Raw genomic sequence first — 613 nt, forward strand, 5'->3', positions numbered from 1 at the left:
GCCATGGAGGATCTCGGGCTCACCCTGGCCGAGGAACTGTGCCCCGCCGACGACGTCCTCGGCCGCCGCTGGCTGGTGAGCAGGGCGTCCATCCCTGTCGTCGCGGACGAGAGCGTGCCGACCCCGGCCATGGTCACGAGGGAGCTGCTCGGCGGAGCCGCCAACGCGATCAGCATCAAGACGGCGCGCACCGGCTTCACGTACTCCCAGCGCGTCCACCACCTGTGCGAGGGGGCCGGGGTCGAGGTCGTGATGGGCAACCAGATCGACGGCCAGATCGGATCCATGTGCACGGTCGCCTTCGGCGCCGCCTACCGGCTCACCTCAGCGCGGGCCGGAGAGCTCTCGAACTTCCTCGACATGAGCGATGACCTGCTCACCGAACCCCTCGAGATCCGGGACGGAACGCTCGCCGTCCGGCAGGGCGCCGGCATCGGCGTGGAGGTCGACGAGGACAAGCTCGCCCGCTATCGCCAGGACATCTGACACCAGTCACCGCACACCAGGAGGTACCAGAGCATGAACGCGACCAACGACACCGTCACCCCGGCCGCGGCCGACTCCGGCGCGTCCGCGACCGAGCGGTTCTTCACCGACAAGTCGAGCTCGGTCG

1 protein-coding gene is annotated in these 613 nt (G+C 69.3%); it reads left to right on the top strand.

Going from position 1 to position 613, the window contains the following annotated elements:
• The coding region (locus QSK17_RS35735; RefSeq protein ID WP_285711130.1) for an enolase C-terminal domain-like protein at positions 1–486 on the top strand (486 nt) is incomplete at its 5' end.
• Between the last annotated feature and the right edge of the window lie 127 nt (positions 487–613).

The organism is Microtetraspora sp. NBRC 16547 (genome assembly GCF_030268965.1).
Classification (GTDB): domain Bacteria; phylum Actinomycetota; class Actinomycetes; order Streptosporangiales; family Streptosporangiaceae; genus Microtetraspora.